16 protein-coding genes are annotated in these 21,152 nt (G+C 71.8%); 14 read left to right on the top strand and 2 right to left on the bottom strand.

All coding sequences use genetic code 11. The features are described from left to right. Nucleotides 1-11: 11 nt before the first annotated feature. The 12 genes from SM450_RS08610 to SM450_RS08555 all read left to right on the top strand — a co-directional run bounded on the left by SM450_RS08610 (nucleotide 12) and on the right by SM450_RS08555 (nucleotide 16,481). Nucleotides 12-1,124 carry an ATP-binding protein gene (locus tag SM450_RS08610; protein ID WP_474619159.1) on the top strand — a complete coding sequence of 371 codons (1,113 nt, stop codon included), beginning with the start codon at nucleotides 12-14 and terminating at the stop codon, nucleotides 1,122-1,124. Next, on the top strand, nucleotides 1,121-3,967 hold the full coding sequence (locus SM450_RS08605) for a DUF5682 family protein (protein WP_474619158.1): 2,847 nt from the start codon (nucleotides 1,121-1,123) through the stop codon (nucleotides 3,965-3,967). The genes SM450_RS08610 and SM450_RS08605 overlap by 4 nt, the downstream gene beginning before the upstream one ends. Nucleotides 3,968-4,093: 126 nt before the next feature. Continuing rightward, nucleotides 4,094-4,474: a YccF domain-containing protein gene (locus tag SM450_RS08600; RefSeq protein WP_474619157.1), complete on the top strand. Its 381-nt coding sequence runs from the start codon at nucleotides 4,094-4,096 to the stop codon at nucleotides 4,472-4,474. A 548-nt stretch (nucleotides 4,475-5,022) separates the two neighbouring features. Next, the gene (locus tag SM450_RS08595; RefSeq protein WP_474619639.1) at nucleotides 5,023-5,745 is read left to right on the top strand and encodes an FkbM family methyltransferase; all 723 of its coding nucleotides are present in this window, start codon (nucleotides 5,023-5,025) and stop codon (nucleotides 5,743-5,745) included. A 225-nt stretch (nucleotides 5,746-5,970) separates the two neighbouring features. After that, nucleotides 5,971-6,972: a LacI family DNA-binding transcriptional regulator gene (locus SM450_RS08590; protein WP_474619156.1), complete on the top strand. Its 1,002-nt coding sequence runs from the start codon at nucleotides 5,971-5,973 to the stop codon at nucleotides 6,970-6,972. Nucleotides 6,973-7,094: 122 nt separating this feature from the next. Further along, the gene (locus SM450_RS08585; RefSeq protein WP_474619155.1) at nucleotides 7,095-8,774 is read left to right on the top strand and encodes an ABC transporter substrate-binding protein; all 1,680 of its coding nucleotides are present in this window, start codon (nucleotides 7,095-7,097) and stop codon (nucleotides 8,772-8,774) included. A gap of 86 nt (nucleotides 8,775-8,860) precedes the next feature. After that, on the top strand, nucleotides 8,861-9,985 hold the full coding sequence (locus SM450_RS08580; RefSeq protein WP_474619154.1) for an ABC transporter ATP-binding protein: 1,125 nt from the start codon (nucleotides 8,861-8,863) through the stop codon (nucleotides 9,983-9,985). After that, complete coding sequence (locus tag SM450_RS08575; protein WP_474619153.1) at nucleotides 9,982-10,959, top strand: ABC transporter permease; 978 nt, start codon at nucleotides 9,982-9,984, stop codon at nucleotides 10,957-10,959. The genes SM450_RS08580 and SM450_RS08575 overlap by 4 nt, the downstream gene beginning before the upstream one ends. A gap of 4 nt (nucleotides 10,960-10,963) precedes the next feature. Further along, entirely contained in the window at nucleotides 10,964-11,998 is a 1,035-nt protein-coding gene (locus SM450_RS08570; protein WP_474619152.1) for an ABC transporter permease, read from the top strand. Further along, nucleotides 11,995-13,002 (top strand): ABC transporter ATP-binding protein, encoded by a 1,008-nt coding sequence (locus SM450_RS08565; RefSeq protein ID WP_474619151.1) that lies wholly within the window; start codon nucleotides 11,995-11,997, stop codon nucleotides 13,000-13,002. Before SM450_RS08570 ends, SM450_RS08565 begins: the two co-directional genes overlap by 4 nt. Before the next feature lie 34 nt (nucleotides 13,003-13,036). Further along, the gene (locus SM450_RS08560) at nucleotides 13,037-14,446 is read left to right on the top strand and encodes a GH1 family beta-glucosidase (protein ID WP_474619150.1); all 1,410 of its coding nucleotides are present in this window, start codon (nucleotides 13,037-13,039) and stop codon (nucleotides 14,444-14,446) included. Nucleotides 14,447-14,597: 151 nt separating this feature from the next. Continuing rightward, complete coding sequence (locus SM450_RS08555; protein ID WP_474619149.1) at nucleotides 14,598-16,481, top strand: ricin-type beta-trefoil lectin domain protein; 1,884 nt, start codon at nucleotides 14,598-14,600, stop codon at nucleotides 16,479-16,481. A gap of 39 nt (nucleotides 16,482-16,520) precedes the next feature. On the opposite strand, the gene SM450_RS08550 is transcribed toward SM450_RS08555, so the two are convergent. Beyond that, entirely contained in the window at nucleotides 16,521-17,762 is a 1,242-nt protein-coding gene (locus SM450_RS08550) for an ROK family transcriptional regulator (RefSeq protein WP_474619148.1), read from the bottom strand. Between the two features lie 137 nt (nucleotides 17,763-17,899). On the opposite strand from SM450_RS08550, the gene SM450_RS08545 reads away from it, so the two are divergent. Both SM450_RS08545 and sthA read left to right on the top strand, forming a co-directional pair. After that, nucleotides 17,900-19,243 (top strand): glycosyl hydrolase family 18 protein, encoded by a 1,344-nt coding sequence (locus tag SM450_RS08545; RefSeq protein WP_474619147.1) that lies wholly within the window; start codon nucleotides 17,900-17,902, stop codon nucleotides 19,241-19,243. 74 nt (nucleotides 19,244-19,317) lie between these two features. Then, entirely contained in the window at nucleotides 19,318-20,721 is a 1,404-nt protein-coding gene (gene sthA, locus SM450_RS08540; RefSeq protein WP_474619146.1) for a Si-specific NAD(P)(+) transhydrogenase, read from the top strand. A 63-nt stretch (nucleotides 20,722-20,784) separates the two neighbouring features. On the opposite strand, the gene SM450_RS08535 is transcribed toward sthA, so the two are convergent. Next, a complete protein-coding gene (locus SM450_RS08535; RefSeq protein ID WP_474619145.1) occupies nucleotides 20,785-21,069 on the bottom strand; it encodes an SDR family oxidoreductase in 285 nt (94 codons plus the stop codon). Between the last annotated feature and the right edge of the window lie 83 nt (nucleotides 21,070-21,152).

Raw genomic sequence — 21,152 nt, 5'->3', positions numbered from 1 at the left:
GAGCACCCCTGATGTCCGACATGCTCCGCGCCCCCGCCGAGGCCAAGTACGCCGACGAGCTGGACTGGCTCGAATCGGTCGACACCGGGCCGAAGCCGTTCTCCTGGCGCCTCAGCCCCCGCATGGTCCGCCTGTTCATCCTCGGTTCCGAACGCGCCGACGGCCTCGACCGGGAGATCCCGCAGAAGTGGTTCGGCGACCGCAGCTTCGTCGAACGCAGCATCGTCACGCTCGCCTCCGACCGGGGCCTGCTGCTCATCGGCGACCCCGGCACCGGCAAGAGCTGGCTCGCCGAGCTGCTCTCCGCCGCGATCTGCCGCAACTCCACGCTGGTCGTGCAGGGCACCGCCGGCACCACCGAGGACCACATCAAATACTCCTGGAACGTCTCCATGGTCATCGCCCGCGGCCAGTCCCGTGAGTCGATGATCCCCTCGCCGATCATGAACGCGATGGAGCAGGGCGTCATCGGCCGTTTCGAGGAGCTGACCCGCTCCACGAGCGACGTGCAGGACGCGCTCATCTCGATCCTGTCCGAGAAATACGTGTCCATCCCCGAGCTGGACCACGACAACATCGTCTTCGCCCAGCCCGGTTTCTCGATCATCGCCACCGCCAACAGCCGCGACCGGGGCGTCAACGACCTCTCCTCCGCGCTCAAGCGCCGGTTCAACTTCGTCCGCATCCCGGTCGTCACCAACAAGCGCAGCGAGGCCGAGATCGTCCGCTTCCGCACCGAGGAACTGCTGCGCCGGCACCGCATCGAGCTGGAGGTCCCCCCGACCCTGCTCGACATCCTGCTGCAGAGCTTCGCCGACCTGCGCGCCGCCGCGTCCGCCGCCACGAGCGACGACGAGAAGCTCGAGTCGGCGCTGTCCACCGCCGAGCAGATCGGCGTGCTGGAGGACGCCGTCCTGCACAGCCAGTTCTTCGGCGACCGCACCCTGCGCGCCCAGACCCTCGCCGGATCACTCGTCGGCTCGCTGGCCCGCCGCAGCCCGGAGGACCTGGCCATCCTCAACAAATACCTGCACGGCGTCGTCGAGCCCCGCGCCAAGGCCGACGGCGGCGACTGGGACGGCTTCCTCGACGGTGGCCGCCAGGCGATCGCGTCCCTGTCGTGACCGCACCCGCCCCGACCGGCCTGTTCGGCGCGCTGCGCGAACAGCTCACCGACGCCGCCGCCGCGTTCGCCGACTCCCCCGACGCGCTCGCCGACATCCTCGCCGGCATGGTCGACGACGTCGACCGGGCCCTGCGCGAACGGCTGGAGATCTTCCCGGTCTGCCACCACTCCCCCGCCTCCGCGCTGGCCATGGCCCGCCGGCTGCGCGCCCGCCCACCCAAGGTCATCTACCTCGAACTCTGCGAGGACCTGCGGCCCCTGCTCGACGAGCTGCGCAACTGCCGCCTACCGGTGGCCGTGCAGGCGTTCGCCACCGAACTCGACGGCTTCCCCGTCGAGTGGAGCCCGCTGAGCGTCATCGCCCCGATCACCGAGGCCTCCGCGGAATACCAGGCCATCGCGTACGCCCTGGACACCCCCGGGGTGGAGCTGGTGCTCGTGGACCGCTCCACCGACCACGTCTACCAGTGGACCCCGCGCGCCGACGGCCCCGGCGCGGCCCCGACGTCCGACGAGGACGCCGCGCTGCACGGCGACGCGGTCGGCGTGGAGATCGGCGACCTGCGCCCCCGGTTCGCCGAGCTGGAGGCGCACCTGCTGCACCACGGCAAGGTCCGGCACTGGTCGGAATGGTGGGAGCAGTACGTCGAACGCCCCCTCGCCGACGCCGACCACGACGCCTACCGGCAGGTGATGGTGCTCATCGGCAGCCTGTTCCGGCGGCTGCGCCCGTCCCGGGCCGACCGCGACGACCGGGACGCCGACCGCGAACGCCACATGTGGACGCGGATGCGCCAACACCTCGCCGCCACCGGCGCCGACCCGGCCGACTGCCTATACGTCTGTGGCGCCTACCACGCCGCCAGCCACGTCGAGCAGTTCGGCCTCGACTCCACCGCGCCGGACTTCCCGATCAGCCCCCGCACCGGCACCCGCTGGCGCTACGGTCTCATCCCGTCCAGCCACTCGGCCATCGAGTCGCAGTTCGGGCTCGCCCCCGGCACCGTCTCCATCGCCGCCGCCAACTGGACCACCGCGCTCGGCCGCAGCAGGCTCACGCCCTACCGGCTGACCGGACAACCCACGGCGAAGAAGGGCCGGCGTGCCCGCGCGGGCACCGCGCCCGCCGCGCCCGCCGCAGCCACCGACCGCCTCACCGGCTTCCTCGCCGCGCCGCCCGCGCTCGACGATCTCGACGAGGCGCAGCTACGCGGCTGGTGCGTGGACATCGTCCGGCTCGCCCGCCGCAACGGCTACCTGGCCAGCACCGCCGACGCGATCGCCGTGTTCGAGACCTCGATCCTGCTGGCCAACCTGCGCAACCGGGCCCGACCGACGCCGTACGACTTCGCCGACGCCGCCGTCACCTGCATCGAGAAGGACGTGGTGCCCGGACGGCGCGACGTACGCCGGCTCTGCGAGATCCTGCTCGGCGGCGACCGGATCGGCCAGGTCGGATACGATTCCCTGCCACCGCTGGCCCGCGACGTCCTCGACCGGCTCCAGCCGCTCGGCCTCGACCTGGAGCGGCGCACCGTGCAGCGGGCACTGCTCGACCTGCGGACGGACCCGGCGCTGGCGCCCTGTTCCGACCTGCTCTGGATGCTGCGGCACCTGCTGCCCGCCGACGCGGTCCGCCCGATCATGGGTGAGCACCGCCTCGGCCACCGCTCCACGCAGGAGAGCTGGGACCTCGCCCTCGGCCGCAACCAGCGCGCCCTCATCGAGCTGGGCTACGAGGGCGTCACCGTCGAGCAGGTGCTGGAGCAACGACTCCGCCGGGCCGTCCGCGGCCCCGACGCTACCGCCGCCCGCGCGCTCGCCGCCGTCGAGGACGCCATCCGCCTGCTCGGCAGCCCCCGCCTGGTCGACGAACTCGGCACGCGGGCGGTGGAGCTGCTCGCCGCCGAACGCACCGTCGACGACGCGCCGGAGGTGCTGCGCCGCATCCGGCGGCTGCTCGCCCACCACCGCACCACCGCGCCGGCGCTGCCCGCCTGGTGCCAGGCGTTCGTCACCACCGGCTACGCCCACTACTGCACGCTCCTGCCCACCGCGTTCGTCGACGAGGCCACCGGCGTACGTCAGGTCGGCGCGATGCTCGGCTTCCTGTTCAGCATGGAGAGCCTCGCGTTGTCGCTGGGCTGCGACAGGTCCCAGCTCGAACTCGCCGTCGCCCAGGCCCACCCGGAGACGCCCGCCAAGCTGGCGCTGCTCTGGGCCGCCCGCCACCAGCTCGGCCTGCTGCCGCTGGCGCGCCTGCGCGAGCGCTGCGCCGAACTGCTTGCCAATCCGCTAGTGGTGCCGGCGTTCCCGCAGTACCTGTCCGGCTTCGTGCACGCCCTCGAACCGGTGCCCGGGCTGGCGCCGTTCGTGGTGGAGACCATGTCCGCCGCGTTCGCCGGGCTGCCCGATCCGGTGCTGCTGCCCTGGCTGCCCACCCTGATCACCACGCTGCGCGAGCACGGCCCCGAGCTGGTGCCGCTGCTGGTCCGCGAGGCGGAACGCACCTTCCCCGCCACGCTGCCCGCGCTTGACGACTGGACACCGCCGTGGGCCGCCGACCCCGCCGCGCCCACCGCGCCGACGCCGACGGTCCAGGCCGGACCGGTACTCGACCTGCTGACCACCCATCCGGACGCGGTCGAAGCGGTCGCCGCGCTGCTGGGCTGCGACGCGCCGTGGCGCTCCCCCACCGGCGAGGCCCAGATGTCCGGCGGTGCTGGCGGGGCCCCGGTGGCGGGCGCCGCCACGGCGCTACTCACCGCGCATCCGGCCACCGCACACGCCGTGGCGGCCCTGGTGACCACGCCGGAGCGCACCGCAGTCGGCACGGGGTGACCAGCGTCTCCACAAGAGCGTTCGAGGACCTCGACATCGCCGACGTGGCGGGCGTCAGGCCCGGCCCCCGGCGTGGATCAGCACCGGCTCGGCGGGGTGGTTGCGGGCGGCGGGCACCATGAAGTGGTGATCCGCTTCCTGCTGAACCTGCTGTGGCTCGTCTTCGGTGGCGGCCTCGTCCTCGCCCTCGGCTACGGCGTGGCCGCCCTGATCTGCTTCGTCCTGGTCGTCACCATCCCGTTCGGTGTCGCCTCGCTGCGCCTCGCCTCGTACGCGCTGTGGCCCTTCGGGCGCACGATCGTGCCCAAGCCGGGCGCCGGCGTGCCCTCCGGCCTGGCGAACGTGCTCTGGGTGCTGCTGGCCGGCTGGTGGCTGGCCCTGTCGCACATCCTCGCCGGGGTGGCGCTGTGCGTGACGATCATCGGTATCCCGTTCGGGGTGGCCAACTTCAAGCTGGTCCCGGCGGCGCTCTGGCCGCTGGGCCAGGAGATCGTCGAAACCCCCTGAGTTCATGATCCGGGACGACGTCTGGTTGACCCGTTCTCGCGTGGGCGTGGCGCACCGACGCCATGCCCCTGAGGCGGCGGCATCTCCCGTCCCTTGATCGACTCCACCTCGCCGAAGTGGTGGCATCCCGACGCCGTGATGCCACCACTTCGGCGGACTGGAGTCGATCAAGGGCGCGTTCTCGCTTCATGGGAGAACCTTCCCACCTCCTGGCGACGGGAGATGGGAGCGGGGAACAGATCCACCCTGCCTCTGGTTGCCCGGTTTTCGCGTCTGCGTGATGCCCCCGGAGGGCTGGGTTACCGCCGGAACGGACCGGTGTTGCCCGTTGGCCTTTGCGGCATCTCGCGGGACCGGGTCATCTGCCACGAAGATGCTCCCGGAGAGAACTCCGGCGAGCCGGGTCACCACCCCTCAAGCGTCCTAGGGGGGTGGGGTGGTGGGCGGGCGGAAGCGCGTGAGCCGCCCGCCACGATCAAGGGCGGGCTACGGTCGGTGGTGTGGGAGATCGGGACGAGGTGATCGAGGCGCTCAAGGCCGATCCGGCGATGTCGGGCCTGCGCCGGTCGCTTGAGTTCTATCACGGTGACCGCGCGCGGGAGGCGGCACTCGACGCGTTCTACGCGCCCCTGGTCGACGCCGGTGACCTGGTCTTCGACGTCGGCGCGCACGTCGGCGACCGGCTGGACAGCTTCCGTCGCCTCGGCGCCCGGGTGGTCGCCGTGGAGCCGCAGGCGCTCTGCGCGCGGGTGCTCCGCGCCCTGCACTCGGGCGACGACGCGGTGACGGTGGTGGAGGCGGCCTGTGGACGGGTCCCCGGGCCGGTGCGGCTGCACGTGAACTCCGTCAACCCGACCGTCTCCACCGCCTCCCGGAGTTTCGTCCGCGCCGCCGGGCAGGCCGCCGGCTGGGAGGGCGAGACGTGGGACGGCGAGATCGAGGTGGCCGGCACCACACTTGACGCGCTCGTCGACGCCCACGGTGTCCCGGCGTTCGTGAAGGTGGACGTGGAGGGCTTCGAGGACGCCGTGCTGGCCGGGTTGAGCCGCCCGGTGCCGGCGTTGTCGTTCGAGTTCACCACCATCGCCCGGGACCTGGCCGAACGCTGCCTGGACCGGCTCACCACGCTCGGCTTCACCGGGTTCGCCGTGGCGCTCGGCGACGAGATGGCGTTCGCCCCGCCGGGTTGGCGTCCGGCCGCCGAGGTGGCGGCGCACCTGCGCGCGCTGCCGCACGAGGCCAACTCCGGCGACGTGTACGCGCGGATCTGATTTCAGTCCACATCGGACAGCCCGCTCGGCGCCGCATCGACCCTGCTCACCGCCGTGATCGACACATCCGCTGCCCGACTACTTTTTTTAGGAGTCGAACTTAGCCGTGTTTCGTTATCTGCCCGTTATTGACGTGACCGGCGCCACTTCGGTTGACTGCCACGGAACCGCTACCGCAACCGGTTCCGAAACATCCCCCTCATCCCCGCGACCCGGGAGCGTCACGTGCCGATCACCATCGCCGACGTCGCCACCCGCGCCGGGGTGAGCAAGACGACCGTGTCGCGGGTGCTCAACGGCAAGGGCGAGGTGCACATCCGCACCGCCGACCGGGTCCGCGCCGTCATCAGCGACCTCGGTTACGTGCCGAGCGCCCGCGCGGTCGGCCTGGCCCGCGGGCGTACCCGGGTGGTGGGCATGCTGGTGCCGGCGCTGACCTGGCCCTGGATGGGTGAGGTGCTCCAGGGCGCGGTGGACGCGGTCGAGGCCGCCGGGTACGGCATGCTGCTGTTCACCTGCACCCACGGCGACGAGTCGATGCGGCGGTTCGCCTCCCAGGTCTCGGCCAAGTCCTTCGACGGCCTGCTCGTGGTCGAACCCGAGGGCACGCTCGACTACATCACCGGGCTGCACCGGCGCGGCCTGCCGGTCATCCTCATCGACGACCGTGGCCACCAGCCCGGCTTCCCGTCGGTGCGCACCACGAACGAGGCGGGCGCGCGGGCCGCCGCCGTGCACCTGCTGGCACTCGGTCGCCGCCGTCCGCTCGTCGTCACCGGCCTGCGCCGCTTCGGCTGCACCCGGGAACGGCTGGCCGGCTTCGCCGACGCCTACGCCGACGCCGGCGTACCCACCGAATCGATCCGGGTGGTCGAGGGCGACTTCACCTTCGAGTGCGGGCGCGCCGCGGTACGACGGCTGCTCGCCGAGGGCGCGCCGTTCGACGCCGTCTTCGCGCACAACGACCTGTCCGCCGCCGGCGCGCTCCAGGCGCTGCGCGACGCCGGCCGGCGCGTCCCGGAGGACGTGGCGGTGGTCGGCTTCGACGACCTGCCGCTGGCCGGGCACACCCACCCGCCGCTCAGCTCGGTGCACCAGCCCCTGCGGGAGATGGGCGCCGCCGCCGCCCGGCTCCTCATCGCCCACCTCACCGGCACGCCGCTGCCCGACACCCCCACCGTCATCCCGACCCGCTTCGCCGCCCGCGCCTCCACCGGCGTCACCTGACCCCGTACCGCCGAACCTCGGCGACCACGCCGTCGGGCACCCGCCCGCCGGTGGCACCACCGCACACCCTTCATCCACCACATCCCGCCCGAGAACACGCGGGACCACCGAGGGAGACCTCCATGAGAAGAAGGCAACTCCTCGCCGTCGCGCTGGCCGGCGCGATGGTCACCACCACGGTCGCCGCCTGCGGCGACAGCCCCAACGCGGAGAAGAAGAACGGCCAGGCCGCGACCGTGCTGAACGTCGGCATGCCGAACGGTCCGCAGGCCGAGAACAACAACCCGTTCCTCACCACCTCGGCCGCGGCGTCGCTCGGCTACCGCTGGCAGATCTACGAGCCGCTGATGATGTGGAACCCGGTCAAGCCGGCCGAGCCGTTCAAGCCGTGGCTGGCCACCAAGGCCGAGTGGTCGGCGGACTACAAGTCGGTCAAGGTGACCGTCCGGGACGACGCCACCTGGTCCGACGGGCAGAAGGTCACCGCCGAGGACGTGGCGTTCACCTACAACCTGGTCAAGAAGTTCCCGGCGCTCAACGACCAGGGTGTGCCGTACACGGACGCGACCGTGAGCGGCAACGACGTCACGATCACGATGTCCAGCCCGCAGTTCGTCAACCAGCAGAAGGTGCTGTGGCGGGTGCCGATCGTGCCGAAGCACCTCTGGGAGAAGATCGCCGACCCGACCACCGACCCGGTGAAGCAGCCGGTCGGCAGCGGCCCCTACACGCTCAAGTCGTTCACGCCGGCCACCACCACGCTCACCGTGCGCGACAGCGGCTACTGGCAGGACGCGCCGAAGGTGAAGGAGCTGCGCTTCACGTCGTACACCGACAACAGCGCGCAGACCACGGCGCTCGCCAACGGCGAGTCGGAGTGGAGCTTCGTCTTCATTCCCAACTACCAGACCGTGTTCGTGGCCAAGGACCAGAAGAACCACAAGGTGTGGGCGCCTGCCGTGCTGGGCATCCACGGCCTCTACCTCAACACCACGAAGAAGCCGTTCGACGACCCGGCGCTGCGCAAGGCGATGAACATGGTCGTCGACCGGGCGGACATCTTCACCACCGCCGAGGCGGCCTACTTCCACCCCGAGGTCAAGAGCGTGACCGGCCTGCCCAGCCCGGCCGGCGACTCGTTCATCGCGCCGGAGTACCAGGGGCAGGAGCACAAGGTCGACGTCGAGGGCGCCAAGGCACTGCTCGCCGGCGCCGGCTACAAGCTCGACGGCACCACGCTCAAGGACAAGAGCGGCAAGCCGGTCACGATCAAGCTGACCGACCCGGCCGGCTGGTCCGACTACCAGACCAGCCTGGAGATCGTGAAGGACAACCTGTCGAAGATCGGCATCGCGGCGACCATCGACAAGGCCAACCAGGACGCCTGGTTCCGCAACGTGGAGCAGGGCAACTTCGACGCCACCTTCCGGTGGACCGAGAGCGGCGCGACGCCGTACGACATCTACCGGACGATCATGGACGGTCGGGTGCTCAAGCCGATCGGCACCGCCTCCCCCGCCGGCAACTTCGGCCGCTTCGACAACAAGACGGCGACCGACGCGCTCGTCTCGTACGCCAACGCGACCGACGAGGCCGCCCGCACCACGGCGCTCGCCACGCTGCAGAAGATCTTCGTCGAGCAGACGCCGATGATCCCGGTCGGCGCGGACAACATCGGCGGCGCGTACAGCGCGAAGAACTGGACCGGCTGGCCGGACGACTCGAACCCGTACGGCGCGCTGCAACCCACCCAGCCCAACGCGCTGGACGTGGTGCTGCACCTCAAGCCGACCGCCGGCTGACCCGGCGTCGCCTCCCCGGCCGGCCCGCGCCGGCCGGGGAGGCGGCACCCGCCCCTCACCCCGGCAACCCCAGACAGGAATTCGGCATGACGACGACCGAGAGCGCCCCGGCGCCGGCCGACGAGGTGGTGCTGGAGGCCGTCGGCCTGACCAAGCACTTCCCGGTCCGCCGGCGGCTGCGTGACCTCCTCTCCCGGACCCCGGCGGCGGTGCACGCCGTCGACGACGTCTCGATCGCGCTGCGTCGCGGCCGGGTGACCGCGCTTGTCGGGGAGTCCGGCTCCGGCAAGTCCACGGTGGCCCGGCTGCTGGCCCAGCTCTACCCGCGCACCGCCGGCGACATCCGGCTGCACGGCGTCCCGACCCGGGTACGCGGCGGACGCCGGTTCCGGGCGTACGTGCGCCAGGTGCAGTTGATCCTCCAGGACCCGTTCGCGTCGCTGAACCCGGTGCACACCGTGCGCTACCACCTCACCCGGTCGCTGCGCATCCACGGCAACGCCGGGGCCGGGCCGGACGGGCTGGAGAAGGCCCTGGCCGACCTGCTCACCCGGGTCAGCCTCACCCCGCCGGAGCGCTACCTCGACGCGTTCCCACACGAACTCTCCGGCGGCCAGCGCCAGCGCGTCGCGATCGCCCGGGCGCTCGGCGCCGACCCCGAGGTGCTGCTTGCCGACGAGCCGGTCTCCATGCTCGACGTCTCGATCCGCCTCGGCGTGCTCAACCTGCTCCAGGACCTGAAGGACCGGCTCAACCTGGCCATCCTCTACATCACCCACGACATCGCCTCGGCCCGCTACTTCGCCGACGAGACGATCGTGATGTACGCCGGGCGGATGGTCGAGGGCGGCGACAGCGAGACGGTCACCCAGCGGCCGGCCCACCCGTACACCAGGTTGTTGATCGACTCGGCGCCGGACCCGCAGCGGATCACCGGCGCGGACGCCGGCGGCGACGCGGCGGGCGAGCGCGGTCACGGCGAGCCGCCGAGCCTGATCCGCCCACCCGCCGGATGCCGCTTCCACCCCCGTTGCCCGCACGCCATGCCCCGATGCGCCACCGAACTGCCGCCGCCGATCCCGATCGACGACCGGCCCGGACACTGGGCGGCCTGCTGGCTGTTCGACCCGGCCACCGCAGCGGCCGGGAAGGCCGACCCCACCGTGGCGGCCGAGAGCGCCGGCGCCGCCGGACGGGAGGCGGCCCGATGAGGTTCCTGCTGCAACGGACGGTCTTCTACCTGTTCACCGCCTGGGCGGCGATCACCCTCAACTTCTTCATCCCGCGGATCGTGCCGGGCGACCCGGTGCAGGCGCTGATCTCGCGCAACCAGGGCCGGATCAGCGCCGACGCGATCGCGTCGCTGCGGGTGCTGTTCGGGCTGGACTCCGACCGCAACCTGTGGCAGCAGTACGTCGCCTACTGGGGCCAGCTCCTGCACGGCGACCTGGGGTTGTCGTTCACGTTCTTCCCGGCGCCGGTGTCCGAGGTGATCGGGAGCAGCCTGCCGTGGACGGTCGGCCTGGTCGGCGTCACCACGATCGTCAGCTTCCTGCTCGGCACCGCGCTCGGCGTGGGCGCCGGCTGGCGGCGCGGGTCGTGGATCGACGGGCTGCTGCCGGCCACCACGTTCCTCTCCTCGATCCCCTACTTCTGGCTGGGCCTGGTGGCGATCGCCTTGTTCGCCGGCCCGGGCAGCTTCTTCCCCTCCTCCGGCGGTTACGAGCCGGGACTGGTGCCGGCGTTCGACGCGTACTTCATCCCGAGCGCGCTCCAGCACAGCATCCTGCCCGCGGCGACCATCCTGGTCTCGTCGATGAGCGGCTGGATCCTCAGCATGCGCAACATGATGGTCACCGTCTCCAGCGAGGACTACATCACCGTCGCGCACGCCAAGGGGCTCTCCGAGCGCCGGGTGGCGCTCAGCTACGCCGCCCGCAACGCGCTGCTGCCGAACGTCTCCGGCTTCGCGCTGTCGCTCGGTTTCATCGTCGGCGGCACGCTGCTCGTGGAGATCGTCTTCTCCTATCCGGGCCTGGGGTTCCAGCTCTTCCAGGCCGTCGGCAGCAAGGACTACCCGCTCATGCAGGGCATCTTCCTGATCATCACGATCTCGGTCCTGGTGGCGAACCTGCTCGCCGACGTCGCGTACCTGCTTCTCGACCCGCGGACCCGAAAGAGCTGAGCCGATGACACTCTCCCCTTCGAGTATCGAGCAGGTCATCCCCGGCCAGGGCGCGATGGCGCAGCCGTCGGCCCGGGCGCGGCGACGCCGGTTCCGCTTCGTCGCCAACGGCAAGGCCGCCACCGGGCTGGCCATCGTCGGGGTGTACGGGCTGCTTGCGGTCATCGGGCCGTGGATCGCGCCGTACGACCCGGACGCGCGCGGCGCCGACGTGCTCCAGGCCCCCTCGGCCCGGCACTGGTTCGGCACCACCCACCTCGGCCAGGACATCTTCAGTCAGATCCTGGTCGGCACGCGCAGCGTGATGGTGGTGGGGCTGATCGCCGGCGTGCTGGCCATGATCCTGTCCATCCTGATCGGGGTGACCGCCGGCTATCTGGGCGGCGCCGCCGACGAGAGCCTGTCGGCGCTCTCGAACGTGTTCCTGGTGATCCCCGCGCTGCCGCTGATCATCATCGTGGCGTCGCTCGTCGACCAGGCCGGCGAGCTTCTGGTCGCGCTGATCATCGGCCTCACCTCGTGGGCCTGGGGCGCCCGGGTGCTGCGCGCCCAGACCCTGTCGTTGCGCCGCCGCGACTACGTCGAGGCCGCGCGCGCCACGGGCGAGCGGACCTGGCGGATCATCGGCTTCGAGATCCTGCCCAACCTGACCGCGATCATCGCCTCCGGCTTCGTCGGCACCGTGATCTTCGCGGTGATGTCGGAGATCACCCTGGCGTTCATCGGCATCTCCTCGGTGTCGTCGTGGAACTGGGGCACCATCCTGTTCTGGGCGCAGGGCCAGCAGGCGCTCGCGCAGGGCGCCTGGTGGTGGTTCGTGCCGGCCGGACTGGCCATCGCGTTGCTCGGCACCGCGCTCGCACTGATCAACTTCGGCATCGACGAGTTCGTCAGCCCCCGGCTGCGCACCGGCGGCCGGACCCGGATCCGCACCGCCGACGGCCGGACCGTCCGGATGCGGGTCGGCTTCACCCCGGTGCTGGCCCCGAAGGCCGCCGCCGTGCCGATGCAGGACAGCCGGAAGGACGTCACCCCATGAACGGCAAGGTGCTGGAGATCCGTGGGCTGTGCGTCGACTACGGCATCGGCGCGGACGCGGTGCACGCGGTCCGCGATGTCGACCTGACCCTGCACCGGGGCGAGGTGCTCGGCCTGGCCGGGGAGAGCGGCAGCGGCAAGTCCACCCTGGCGTACGGGCTGACCCGGCTGCTGCCCCCGCCCGGGGTGGTGAGCGGCGGTCAGGTGATCTACCACCCGGTCGACGGCCCGCCGGTGGACGTGCTGACGCTCAGCCCGGCCCGGCTGCGCCAGTTCCGCTGGGCGGAGACGTCGATCGTGTTCCAGGGCGCGATGAACTCGCTCAACCCGGTGCACAAGGTCTCCACCCAGCTCCTCGACGTGATCAAGGCACACGAGCCGAAGAGCACCGCGGCCGGCCGGCTGGCCCGCGCCAAGGATCTGCTGCGGCTTGTCGGCATCGCCGCCGACCGGCTGGACAGCTATCCGCACCAGCTCTCCGGCGGCATGCGGCAACGGGTCATGATCGCCATGGCGTTGGCGCTGGAGCCGCAACTGGTCATCATGGACGAGCCGACCACCGCGCTCGACGTGGTGATGCAGCGCCAGATCCTCGGCCAGCTCGCCGAGCTGCGCGAACGGCTCGGCTTCGCGGTGCTGTTCATCACCCACGACCTGTCGCTGCTCGTGGAGTTCTCCGACCGGATCGCCATCATGTACGGCGGCCGGATCGTCGAGGAGGCGCCCGCCGCCCGGCTGTACGCCGAGCCGCTGCACCCGTACACCGAGGGGTTGCTGCACTCGTTCCCGGCGCTGCACGGGCCGCGCCGCGAGCTGACCGGCATCCCCGGTTCCCCGCCGGACCTGCGCGCCATGCCGGCCGGCTGCGCGTTCCACCCGCGTTGCCCGAAGGCGTTCGACGGGTGCGACGAGCGGGTGCCGGTGCTGGGGCCGCCCGGCGTCGACGATCCGACGCGGGCCGTCGCGTGCTGGCTGCACCCGGCCGTCGCACCCCTACCCCGCTGACCCGCCCGAGCCCACCGCTACCGCGAGGAGAACCATGGACACCGACCTCAACCGCCCGAGTGTGGACCAGGCGGACCCGATCGACACGCTGCCGCCGACCTTCCGGTGGGGGGTGGCGACATCGTCGTACCAGATCGAGGGCGCGGTGGCCGAGGACGGCCGCACCGCGTCCATCTGGGACACCTTCTGCCGGGTTCCGGGGGCGGTGGCCAACGGCGACCACGGCGACGTGGCCTGCGACCACTACCACCGGATGCCGCAGGACGTGGCGCTCATCGCCGACCTGGGGCTGGACACGTACCGGTTCTCGGTGGCGTGGCCGCGGGTGCAGCCGGGCGGGCGCGGCCCGGCCAACGCGGCCGGGCTGGGCTTCTACGACCGGCTTGTGGACGAGTTGCTCGGCCGGGGCGTCGACCCGTGGGTGACGCTCTACCACTGGGACCTGCCGCAGGAGCTGGAGGACGCGGGCGGCTGGCCGAACCGGGACACCGCCTACCGCATCGCCGACTACGCGGAGCTGGTCTTCGCCGCGCTCGGCGACCGGGTACGCACCTGGACCACACTCAACGAGCCGTGGTGCTCGGCGATGCTCGGGTACGCCTACGGCGACCACGCCCCGGGCCGGCGGAACCTGGGTGACGGCATCGCGGCGGCGCACCACCTGCTGCTCGGGCACGGCCTGGCCACCCAGCGGCTGCGCGCGGCGGCGCCGGGACCGGTCGAGCTGGGCCTGACGCTCAATCTGACCACCGCCGACCCGGCCACGGACAGCGCGGCGGACCGGGACGCGGCCCGGGCGGCGGACGGGCTGGGCAACCGCCTCTACCTGGATCCGGTGCTGCGCGGCGCGTACCCGGAGGACGTGGTGGCGGACCTGGCCGCCGAGGGGGTCCGGATCCCGGTCTCCGACGGTGACCTGGAGGTGATCGCCACCCCGATCGACGTCCTCGGGGTGAACTACTACTTCGGGCAACTGCACTCCGGGGTGGACGAGCAGGGCCGCGAGCGCGACGACGACGGCAGGCCGGTGCGCCGGGTGGTCCGCCGGGACCTGCCGCGCACCGCGATGGACTGGGAGATCGTGCCGGAGTCCTTCACCGACCTGCTGGTGCGGCTGCACCGCGACTACCCGGGCGTGCCCATGGTGATCACCGAGAACGGCGCGGCGTTCGACGACCAGGCGGACGCCGACGGGTTCGTGGCCGACGACGACCGGGTGGCCTACCTGACCGAGCACCTGCGGGCGGTGGCGCGGGCCCGGCAGGCCGGCGCGGACGTGCGCGGCTACTTCGCCTGGTCGCTGCTCGACAACTTCGAGTGGGCGTACGGCTACGACAAGCGGTTCGGCATCATCCGGGTCGACTACGACTCGCAGCGCCGCACCCCGAAGCGCAGTGCGCTGTGGTATCGCGACACCGTCCGGCGGGTGCGCGGGCAGCGCTGACCCGACCGTCCGGGGTGGCCGCGCGGGAGCTTCCCGGGTGGCCGCCCCGGCACGTCCCGGGCCCGGTCCGACCACTTTTTTCATTCCTTGACATAAGACGGGGAGAACGGTTTTCTCATTCGCGGATGTCGATTCACCGGAAGGAGCATCCGTGTCCCCCACCACCGTTCCCCGCATCGCCGGCCGCGTCGCCCTGACGCTCTGCCTCACCGCCGGCGCCCTCGTCCCCACCACCGCGGCACACGCCGCCGGCGAGACCGTCAACATCTGGCTCACCACCACCTCCGACTCCGGCGGCCGGACCGTCACCCGCGGGCTGCAACAGCAGAGCCCGCTGAGCTTCGCCGGCACGAGCGCCGGCGCCACCCACACCATCACCGTCGACGAGAACACCCGCTACCAGCCGTTCGACGGCGCCGGCGCGTCCATCACCGACACCACCGCCCACCTGCTACGCGGCGGCCCGGTCAGCGCGGCCACCCGTGACGCGGTGATGCGCAAGCTGTTCAGCCCCACCGACGGCATCGGGCTGTCGTTCGTGCGCAATCCGATCGGCGCGTCCGACCTGTCCCGCCCCGGAAACGTGTCCCTCGACGACACCTGCTGCGACCTCGGCGACTTCGGGGCGAACGGCTACGACACGAACGTCGAACTGCTCACCGCGCAGGCCCGGCAGCTCAACCCGGCGCTGCGGGTGATGGTGGTGCCGTGGAGCGCCCCCGGCTGGATGAAGGACAACGGCCGGATGGACCAGATGGGCTGGCTGAAGTGGGAGCACTACGCCACCTACGCCCAGTACCTGGTCAAGACCGTCCAGGCGTACGCCGCGCGCGGCGTGAAGGTCGACTACCTGTCGGTGCAGAACGAGCCGAACTGCTGCCAGTCCGGCAACCCCACCGCGATGGACTACCCGGGGATGAGCTGGAACTCCTCCGGCCTGGCCGAGCTGACCAAGAACTTCGTCTACCCGGCGTTCCGGGCCGCCGGCCTCACCACGAAGGTGCTCGTGCACGACTGGAACTACGGCGACTACGCCACCATGGGCGCCGGCGTGCTCGGCGACTCCGGCGTGCGTAACGACCCGCTCTTCGGCGGCATCGCCTGGCACGGCTACTTCGGTGACCCGGCGGTCGGCAGCCAGGTCCGCGCGCAGTATCCGGCGGTGCCGCAGTTCAGCACCGAGCACTCCGGCGGCACCTGGATCACCAACCAGCACAACGAGGACATGGCCGACATCGTGACCTACGCGCGGAACTGGAGCCGCAGCGTGGTGAAGTGGAGCCTCGCGGTCAACCAGAACATGGGCCCGCACAACGGCGGCTGCGGCACCTGCACCGGCCTGATCACCGTGCAGGAGGGCGGCGCCCGGGCCGGCCAGGTCGACTACACAGTCGAGTACTACACCACCGGGCACCTGACCAAGTTCGTCCGGCCCGGCGCGACCCGGATCGACTCCACCGCCAACGGCACCGTGCCGAACGTCGCCTACCGCAACCCGGACGGCTCCAAGGCGCTGCTCGCGCACAACGGCGGCACCTCGGCACAGTCGGTGAAGGTGGTGTGGGGCGGACAGTCCTTCACCTACTCGCTGCCGGCCCGCACCACCGCCACGTTCACCTGGTCCGGCACCCCGTCCGGCGGCGGCCCCACGCCGACCGGCCCGGTCACCGGCATCGGCGGCAAGTGCCTGGACGTCACCGACAACGCCAGCGCCGACGGCACGCCGGTGCAGATCTGGAGCTGCGTCGGCGGCGCCAACCAGCAGTGGACCCGGGCCGCCGACGGCACGCTCCGGGCGCTCGGCAAGTGCCTGGACGTGGCCGGTGGCGGCACCGCCGACGGCACGAAGGCGCAGTTGTGGACCTGCAACGGCAGCGCCGCCCAGCAGTGGACCTGGACCGCCGGCCGGGACCTGGTGAACCCGCAGGCGAACAAGTGCCTCGACGTCACCGGCAACACCTCCGCCGACGGTACGAAGACACAGGTGTGGAGCTGCACCGGCGGCGCCAACCAGAAGTGGACGCTGCCGTCCTGACCATCGTGGCCGGGTCGGCGGGAACGCCGGCCCGGCCCGTCAACGACGGTTCGGCCGCCGCGCCGGGGCGGGTCGGACCGCCGGTTCGCGGGGCACGCCGCCGTCGCGCAGCAGCCGGGTCATCGGCAGGGTGGCCGCGCCCATCGCGACCGCGTCCGGTCCGAGCCGGCACAGCTCGATCGAGGTCTGCGCGTACGGCTGGCGCAGCGCGTGCCGCGCGGTGGCCTCGCGGATCGCCGGCAGGTGGCGCTCGCCGAGCGCCAGCCCGGCCCAGCCGCCGAGCACCACCCGCTCCGGGTTGAACAGGTTCACCAGGTTCGCCACCCCGGCGCCCAGGTAGCCGACCGTCTCGTCAATCACCCTCGCGGCGGTGCGGCCGGTGGCGCGCAGCAGCTCGCCGAACGCGGTCTCCTCGTCCCCGCCGGCCGCCGGTCGACCCCGGTTGGCCTGCCGGAACCGGTCCAGCACCCCCTCCGCCCCGACGTACGCCTCAAGGCAGCCGAGGTTGCCGCAGCGGCAGCGCCGCCCCCCGTACACGATTGTGGTGTGACCCCACTCGCCGGCGCTGCTGTGCGCGCCGCGGTAGCCGACGCCGTCGGCGACCACGGAGGCGCCCACGCCGGAGCCGACCAGGGCGACCACCGCGTGCCGGACGCCACGACCGGCGCCGAACCACATCTCGGCCTGGCCGAGCGTCTTGGCGCCGTTGTCGATGTGCACCGGGACGTCGGTGCCGGCGCGCAGCATCGCGCCGAGCGGTACACCGTCCCAGCCCAGGGTCTGGGCGTGCACCACGGCGTCGGCGGTGCGCTCGACCGTGCCGGAGACGGCGACGCCGAAGCCGAGCACCGCGGCCGGGTCGACGCCTGACTGCTCGGTCACCGCGGCGAGGCCGTGCCGCAGGTGGTCGGCGACCCGCGCCGGGTCGGGCTCGGCGGCGGCGATCGGATATTCCGCCTTGGCCAACGCGGTCATGCTCAGGTCGAACAGCTCGACCTGCACCCGGGTCTCGCCCACGTCGGCGCCGACCAGGTAGCCGTAACCGGGTGCGACGCGCAGCAGCACCCGGGGGCGTCCACCGTCGGACTCGACCGAGCCGGCCTCCTCGACCAGCCCTTCGGCGATCATCTCGCCGACCAGGTTGCTCACGCTGGCCAGGCTCAGCGCGGTCGACTGCCCCAGCTCGTGCCGGCTGAGCGGGCCGTCCAGCCAGATCCGGGTGAGCAGGACCGACCGGTTGGCCCGGCGCATGTCGCGCACCGTGGTGCGTCTAGCGTCCACGTCCGCCGCCGTCCTTCCCTCGGCCGCCCGCCGGCGACCCGCATTCACGTCGTGAACCAAGTGGTGACAGACTACTGCGCATTTACATTTAACAAAGTTAACTGATAGCCTGCGGCGCATCGACGAGGAGGTATGTCATGCGACTCGGACGTCTGATCACCGCTGTGCTCGGTGGCGGCGCGCTGCTCGCCGCCACCGTCGCCCTGCCGGCCGCCAGCGGCGGGGCGACCGCGCGCGGCGCGCTCGTGGCCTGCGACGCGCCCGCCTGGGCCGAGGGCGTCACCTGGACCGCCGGCAGCCGGGCCAGCTACGCCGGCCGGCTCTACCAGGCGTTGGTGACGCACACCCCGCCGCCCGGCGCGGGATGGAACCCGGCCGCCGTACCCGCGCTCTGGACCGACCTCGGCGCCTGCTCCGGCGGCGGCACCCCGTCACCGAGCCCCACCACCCGGCCGCCGTCACCCACCCCCACCGCCTCCCCCTCCCCCACCCGGACGCCCACGCCGACCCCGACCGCCACCGGCGGTGGCACCTGCGCGCTGAAGTCCCGGCCCGGTGGGAAGGTGCTCCAAGGCTACTGGGAGAACTGGGACGGCGCGGCAAACGGCGTGCACCCCGGGCTCGGTTGGATCCCGATCACCGACTCCCGGATCACCGGGCACGGCTACAACGTCGTCACCGCCGCGTTCCCGGTCATCCGCGCCGACGGCACCGTGCTGTGGGAGGACGGCATGGACGCCGGCGTCAAGGTGCCCACCCCGGCGCAGGTGTGCCAGGCCAAGGCCGCCGGGCTGACCGTGCTGCTGTCCATCGGCGGGGCCGCCGCCGGCATCGACCTCAGCTCCACCGCGGTCGCCGACCGGTTCGTCGCCACCGTCGTGCCGATCCTCAAGCGGCACAACTTCGACGGCATCGACATCGACATCGAGACCGGGCTCACCGGCAGCGGGAACATCAACCAGCTCTCGCCGTCGCAGGCCAACCTGATCCGGATCATCGACGGGGTGCTGGCCCAGATGCCGGCCGGTTTCGGGCTCACCATGGCGCCGGAGACCGCGTACGTCACAGGTGGCAGCGTCACCTACGGCTCGATCTGGGGCGCGTACCTGCCGATCGTCAAGAAGTACGCGGACAACGGCCGGCTCTGGTGGTTGAACATGCAGTACTACAACGGCTCGATGTACGGCTGCGCCGGCGACTCGTACCCGGCCGGCACCGTGCCGGGCTTCACGGTGCAGACGCAGTGCCTGAACAACGGGCTCACCGTCCAGGGCACCACGATCCGCGTCCCCTACGACAAGCAGGTCCCCGGTCTGCCGGCGCAGTCCGGCGCGGGCGGCGGCTACATGAGCCCGTCGTCGGTGAGCCAGGCCCACAACTCCGTCCCCGGCCTCAAGGGGCTGATGACCTGGTCGATCAACTGGGACGGGTCGAAGGGCTGGACGTTCGGCGACAACGTCCGCGCGCTCCAGGGCCGCTGACACCGTGGGGCCCCGCGCACCACGCGGGGCCCCACGGCTGGCGTCGGGCCGCACATCCTGCGAGGCTGACTCTCGTGTACGACTACGACCTACTGGTGCTGGGATCAGGACCGAGTGGACAGAAGGCGGCCATCGCCGCGGCCAAACTGGGGCGGCGGGTGGCAATCGTCGACCGGCGCGACATGCTCGGCGGGGTGTGCATCAACACCGGCACCGTGCCGTCCAAGACGCTGCGCGAGGCCGTCCTCTACCTGACCGGGCTGAGTCAGCGTGACCTCTACGGCAGCAGCTACCGGGTCAAGGAGGACATCACGGTCGCCGACCTGGCCGCCCGCACCCAGCACGTGATCACCCGGCAGACCGACGTCATCCGCAACCAACTGGCCCGCAACCGGATCGCGATGATCACCGGCACCGGCCGGTTCGCCGACCCGCACGCGGTCTGGGTCGACGCCGGCTCCGGCCGGGAGGAGCGGATCACCTTCGACAAGGCGGTCATCGCCGCCGGCACCCGGCCGGCCCGCCCGGACAGCGTCGACTTCGACGACCGGACCATCGTCGACTCCGACGGCGTGATCAACCTCCAGGCCGTGCCGCGCAGCATGGTGGTGGTCGGGGCCGGCGTGATCGGGATGGAGTACGCGTCGATGTTCGCCGCGCTCGGCACGAAGGTGACCGTGGTCGAGCGCCGCGACGGGATGCTCGACTTCTGCGACGACGAGATCGTCGAGTCCCTCAAGTACCACCTGCGGGACCTGTCGGTGACCTTCCGTTTCGGCGAGGAGGTGGCCGCGGTGGAGAAGCACCGCACCGCCGCGCTCTGCGTGCTGCGCAGCGGCAAGAAGATCGTCGCCGACACGGTGATGTACTCCGCCGGCCGGCAGGGGCAGACCGACGACCTCGCGCTCGACGCGGCCGGCCTCACCGCCGACCACCGTGGCCGGATCCAGGTCGACGCCAACTACCGCACCGCTGTCGACAACATCTACGCCGTCGGCGACGTCATCGGCTTCCCGGCGCTCGCGTCCACCTCGATGGAGCAGGGCCGGCTGGCCGCGCAGCACGCCTGCGGCGAACCCGCCCGCACCATGTCGGAGCTGCAACCGATCGGCATCTACACCATCCCGGAGATCAGCTTCGTCGGGAAGACCGAGGACGAGCTGACCGAGGCATCCACCCCGTTCGAGGTGGGCATCGCCCGCTACCGGGAACTCGCCCGGGGGCAGATCGTCGGCGACTCGTACGGCATGCTCAAGCTGCTCGTCTCCCCGGGCGACGGGCGGCTGCTCGGCGTGCACGTGTTCGGCACCGGCGCCACCGAGATCGTCCACATCGGCCAGGCCGTGATGGGCTGCGGCGGCACCGTCGACTACCTGCTCGACGCGGTGTTCAACTATCCGACGCTCGCCGAGGCGTACAAGGTGGCGGCGCTTGACGCCGCCAACAAGATCCGCAACATCACCCGGATCGACGGCTGAGCGCCGCGCGCGGGGTCCGTCCCGGTCCGACCGGGCCGGGCCCCGCGCGCGGCGACCCGATGGTCAGATGGCGACGCCGCCGTCGACGTTGATCGTGGCGCCGGTGACGTAACGCCTGTCGGGGCCGGCGGGGAACGCCACCGCGGCGGCAACCTCCGCCGGCTCCGCATAGCGGCCGAGGGCGGTGAAACCGTTGATCGTGCCCGCGTTCGGACCGTCCGCCGGGTTCGAGTCGGTGTCCGTAGGCCCGGGATTCACCAGGTTCACGGTGATCGCCCGGCCGCCGAGTTCCCGGCTCGGCGCCCGAGCCACCACGTCTCGGGCGGTGCGCCGGTCCCGCGCCTCCACGCGCCCCGAATTTTGTCGATCTTGGAGTTGTGGCACCTCACAAAGGTGGCGCACGCCGCAAACCATGGCACCACAAGTCCAAG

This window comes from Micromonospora marincola, assembly GCF_056150385.1.
The sequence above is the reverse complement of the archived record's forward strand: the minus strand, read 5'-3'. Positions and strand labels throughout refer to the sequence as shown.

What these genes read in the sequence shown, in the direction of transcription:
- SM450_RS08610 (WP_474619159.1), top strand. Translation starts at nt 12, where the DNA reads ATGTCCGACATGCTCCGCGCCCCCGCCGAGGCCAAGTACGCCGACGAG.
- SM450_RS08595 (WP_474619639.1), top strand. Translation starts at nt 5,023, where the DNA reads ATGTCGGGCCTGCGCCGGTCGCTTGAGTTCTATCACGGTGACCGCGCG.
- SM450_RS08585 (WP_474619155.1), top strand. Translation starts at nt 7,095, where the DNA reads ATGAGAAGAAGGCAACTCCTCGCCGTCGCGCTGGCCGGCGCGATGGTC.
- SM450_RS08580 (WP_474619154.1), top strand. Translation starts at nt 8,861, where the DNA reads ATGACGACGACCGAGAGCGCCCCGGCGCCGGCCGACGAGGTGGTGCTG.
- SM450_RS08575 (WP_474619153.1), top strand. Translation starts at nt 9,982, where the DNA reads ATGAGGTTCCTGCTGCAACGGACGGTCTTCTACCTGTTCACCGCCTGG.
- SM450_RS08570 (WP_474619152.1), top strand. Translation starts at nt 10,964, where the DNA reads ATGACACTCTCCCCTTCGAGTATCGAGCAGGTCATCCCCGGCCAGGGC.
- SM450_RS08565 (WP_474619151.1), top strand. Translation starts at nt 11,995, where the DNA reads ATGAACGGCAAGGTGCTGGAGATCCGTGGGCTGTGCGTCGACTACGGC.
- SM450_RS08560 (WP_474619150.1), top strand. Translation starts at nt 13,037, where the DNA reads ATGGACACCGACCTCAACCGCCCGAGTGTGGACCAGGCGGACCCGATC.
- SM450_RS08545 (WP_474619147.1), top strand. Translation starts at nt 17,900, where the DNA reads ATGCGACTCGGACGTCTGATCACCGCTGTGCTCGGTGGCGGCGCGCTG.